Origin of the sequence: Halomicronema sp. CCY15110 (assembly GCF_016888165.1) — a bacterium.
Lineage (GTDB): Bacteria > Cyanobacteriota > Cyanobacteriia > Phormidesmidales > Phormidesmidaceae > Halomicronema.
The window spans coordinates 1-2,953 of record NZ_JACSWC010000221.1 but is presented as its reverse complement, the minus strand read 5'-3'; the positions used below and the strand labels follow the sequence as shown (position 1 = coordinate 2,953).

Sequence of the window (2,953 nt, the reverse complement as noted above, 5' to 3'; positions counted from 1 at the left end):
GGGCTCAGGAAATTTGAGGCCATCTTTCAGGGATGGTCACTAGCCCAGGAGGGATTTATGTGTACTTAGTAGCCTTGAAAAGGAGAGGAACCAGGCTGTCATTGAGCCTCTCCTTGGGAAGGAGAGATGCCGCAGGCGGTGAGGTTGGGCGAGATATCAAAACTTCACTTCTGAACCTGGATAAGGTTTAATATTCTAATTTCCCTCGTTGAAAATATCCGGCCAGCTACTTTTTTAGAACGACCTAAACTCTAAATCAAACATCAACAAGGGATGTTTGATTTAGAGTTTATTTTTGTTTCTGTGCAGTTGCATTTGGATAAGAACGCCATGATTTGATCAGCCTTTATTCCCACTCTCGGTCTACGAGTTCTCTCTGGGATAGGAATAATGTGCTTTCAATTTCCTCGCGAATGGCGGCGGTAACTTCGCAGTTACTATTCAAGCAATCTACCAGTAGTTGATTGGCGCTGTAGTAGTGCTTTAAGGTTTGTTCTTGCTCTGGGGTGAACTGCCAGGGATGATGGATGTTGCGGTAATGGGCGATCGCCGCTTTGAGTTGAGCCACCCAGGCCGTGTAATTTTCTTGCCACCAAGCTTGTCGTCTTGCTTGAGTTTGCTGGGGCGACGGCAGTTGCGCCTGGAGTTGTCGCAGCGCTTGATCAAAGCCCGCATCTTGAACCATAGCTAAAACGCTATTGAAAGCCTGACGACAGGTGTTGACATAGGCCGCATCCTGACTGTGGTCAAGGGCCAGAGCTTGCAACAAATTTTCTAGGGCCGCGTCTAACACAATGTCCTGATCTAGGGGGGCCGGTAAGGTAAAGTCGACTGCCATGGTCAAGGGCTGGATCAGGGTCAGGTAAAACCCTCGGATCGTCGCGAGTTGAGACTCCTGGGGGATGGCCTGAGAGGTTTGGTTGACCCACTGCAAAAAATCTTGCAGGTAGGGATCTGTAGCCACCAGGCCATCAATCTTCTGCTTCATCAACTGAACGAGAGAATCGGCACTGCGCAGCATGGTCACCGTGAGCAAAAAGACCTCGTGCCAGTGGGGGTCGGTAATATGGCTGACAAGCCCGTCCAGGGCTTGCTCTTGCGATCGCAAGTTATGAGTAGCGACGATTTTCCGCGCGGTCAAATATTCTTGAAATGCCAGGTAAGAGAACGAAAAAATGCCCCGGACTCGTTCGATCAGGAGTCCGTGTTGGGCCTCGATCGCCTTGAGGATCGCCTCACTTTCTAGCTGTAGTGATTCGGGGGCCAGGGCGAGTCCTGACAATTCCTGTAGATAATCTTCGATGTAGCGCTCAATGGTGCGCTGCTCAAAAAAGTATTGTCCCTGCTCAAAGGTGTCGGCGGCGAGCTGGCTCAGCAACCGCATCTTTTGTGGCAGTAAAAAGCCTCGGTAGATATCATCCCGTGCCACCCCTTTGGTTTCATCCCACTTGCCCAACAGCAGGTTCAGCCCTTTTTTATAAAAGGCCGTCCGCTTGCTGGGAAACTTTTTATCGCCTTGAAACATCCAGCAGGCCAGGTGCAGAAATAGAGGGGTGGCCACCAACTGTCGAAACGGCCAGTTTTCCGGCAGGTCTAGGGTTTGCATAAATTGAGCCGCTGGCGCTGAACCTGACCGCGTGCCGGCTGGGCTCAGCGCCCGGAACCATTTTTGGGCAAAGGTCTGGATTTGGGTCCGGGTAAAGGGGGCGATTTCTACATCGGTAAAGCCGCGCAGACAGAACTTGTGGGCTGTTGTGCGGCAGGACACCACAAACCGATTGCGATGATACTTATCGGCAAAGCGGCGAATTTCATTCACGACCAGGGTAATGTCCGCGCTGGAGACTTCATCCATGCCATCCATCAGCAACAGCACTCGCCCCGCTTGCAGCAGGGTTTCTAAGGTTGATGGGTCGGCCAGGCCCGAGGTGGGAAAGGTCTGTTGAATATAGTTAAAGAGACTAAAGTCATCCTGGCGTTTAGCCGCTTCGGCAAATTCCCGCAAAGCCAGAAAAATCGGCACCTGCTCCGCCGCGAACTCCCCGCAGTCACACTGCACAGCTAAATGCTGCAAGAAGGTGGTTTTGCCCACTCCGGGCTTGCCCAACACCCGCAGTTTGGCGTAAGTTTCGACCGCTTCCATGCCGGGAATTTGCGATCGCTCAACGGCTCCTAACCCCACCCGAGCAAACTCGGTGAGGGCTAAGTTGTTGAGGGTGGTGAGTTCGCCCCACTGCTGGCTGGCCAGTTCTTTCAGAATGTTGACATCAACATAGATGTCATCCAGGTTGACCGGGTGATGAATGTCGAGGAGTTGTAAAATGCCGCACCGCTGCTGAATAGTCTCTCGGTGCTGCGATCGCACCGCAGTCACTAACTCGTCAATATCGGACTCGTCAAGCGCCGACAAAGTCGACTCCGATAATTCGTCAGGGTCAGGAAAGTTTTCCGGTGGGTTGTTGGCAATGTCGCGCCAGTCCAAATCCAGAATGTGGCACACATCCATAAAGACTTGCCGATCGACCGGCTGGCCGGTAAACAAGCGCCAGATCGGCTGACGGGTTTTGAGATTAACCTCCCCTGCCAGGTTTTCTTGAGTCCATCCCTTGCTAGAAAAGGCCCGCTTCGCCCGTTGAACACCAACGAGTGAGGCCTGCAGCGATCGCTTGGCCATTGCACAAAAAGCTCATATTAAAAACAGAATTTAAACGGTTGAAAAATCGGACGTTTTATATTAATGCCTAGATTTTAGTGGGAAAGCCACTAAAATTTTTATTCATTTCTGGCAATAAATAAAAATTTCGTTCTTACGGTGGGGGACAGCAAATGTGTCCGATAGTTCGCCACCTGATTTTTGCTTAGAGATGAGCGATGAGGGGGTATGGCACCGATTCGTGTAAAAATGGGCCACATCTCTTGAAACAATTGTATATCAAGTGTTTCAAGCTTCGAT

The 2,953-nt window shown here is 51.0% G+C and carries 1 protein-coding gene; it reads right to left on the bottom strand.

Features of this window, described 5'->3' with window-relative positions:
- Positions 1-346: 346 nt before the first annotated feature.
- A complete protein-coding gene (locus tag JUK32_RS08280) occupies positions 347-2,674 on the bottom strand; it encodes an NACHT domain-containing NTPase (RefSeq protein ID WP_204138386.1) in 2,328 nt (775 codons plus the stop codon).
- Positions 2,675-2,953 lie beyond the last annotated feature (279 nt).